2 protein-coding genes are annotated in these 975 nt (G+C 65.5%); both read left to right on the plus strand.

Annotated features, from left to right (window positions below):
* Positions 1-296: 296 nt before the first annotated feature.
* The gene (locus tag IEZ15_RS44045; RefSeq protein WP_189282527.1) at positions 297-527 is read left to right on the plus strand and encodes a hypothetical protein; all 231 of its coding nucleotides are present in this window, start codon (positions 297-299) and stop codon (positions 525-527) included.
* Between the two features lie 37 nt (positions 528-564).
* Complete coding sequence (locus IEZ15_RS44050; protein ID WP_189282528.1) at positions 565-756, plus strand: hypothetical protein; 192 nt, start codon at positions 565-567, stop codon at positions 754-756.
* The last annotated feature ends 219 nt before the right edge of the window (positions 757-975 follow it).

Genomic DNA, 975 nt, shown 5'->3' on the forward strand with positions numbered 1-975 from the left:
CCGGTGACACCACCCCCCAGGTCATCTGTTCGACAGGGGGACACAGTCATGCCGGGCCCGGAGGCCAGCGGCCCTCTTGCAGGACCGCGAAGAACATAACGGGGGCGGCGTCCCGTCCATGATGTTGTGATGACCTCACCGGACGGAGTGCCGCTGTTCAAGGTTCGCAATGCCATCGCTGAGGCTCTGTGGGCACACGTGAAGGCCCAGGATCTGGCAGCTGTGTGCGAGTGCTTGGGGCTGGCACCGCAGAAGCCGGACCCGCCGTTGTCAGAGCCATGCGGAACAATCCAGCCATGGGCGAATCCCTCGCGACACAGTTTCTCAGCCCAGACCTTGAGACGGCCTGCCCCGCCTGCGGCTACCTGATGTGGATCCGCTACTCGGAGGTCGTGGCCCAGACCGCCGTGACCTGCCCCTGCTGCTACACCCAGGTCTGGCTAGCCGATGAGACCGGCAGCGCACAGAACGCCGACGACGTCGTCCAGCAGCAGATCGCACAAGCTCTGAAAGGCCTCTTCCGGTGAAGTACCAGCAGCGCCTCCAGGTCGCCGTACGCGAACGATGACCGCGCCCTACTCCAACGCCGGCCACGAAGTCCACCTCGCCGTCACCTGGATCGACAGCCAGCCAGCCCTCAAAGGCCTCCTCGAAGAGGCGTCCCGGGCAGAACCAGGCGTCGACCGGGAGCGGTTCCGCACCGGACTGACCCGCAGCGGCCGGTTCGTCTGGCCCAGCCGAACCGAGCAAGGGTGAGCCACCCTCATCTGGGAACTGATGCAGGACATCGCTTCCAAGGAAGCGAGCAACCCCGATGTCGGACTGCGGACCACGATCGGATACAGCATGCAAAAACGCCACCAGGACAGCTTCGGACGACGGGGCAGCCACGGTCGACACGCCGACTTCCGGAACCAACCTGGCCGGGACACGCCTCTGTTGAGTCAGACCGCGGACGGACACCGGACCGGCGAC

Source organism: Streptomyces atratus (assembly GCF_014648655.1).
GTDB lineage: Bacteria > Actinomycetota > Actinomycetes > Streptomycetales > Streptomycetaceae > Streptomyces > Streptomyces atratus.

Coding starts and splice junctions, on each gene's coding strand:
- IEZ15_RS44050 (WP_189282528.1), top strand. CDS start 565: ATGACCGCGCCCTACTCCAACGCCGGCCACGAAGTCCACCTCGCCGTC.
- IEZ15_RS44045 (WP_189282527.1), top strand. CDS start 297: ATGGGCGAATCCCTCGCGACACAGTTTCTCAGCCCAGACCTTGAGACG.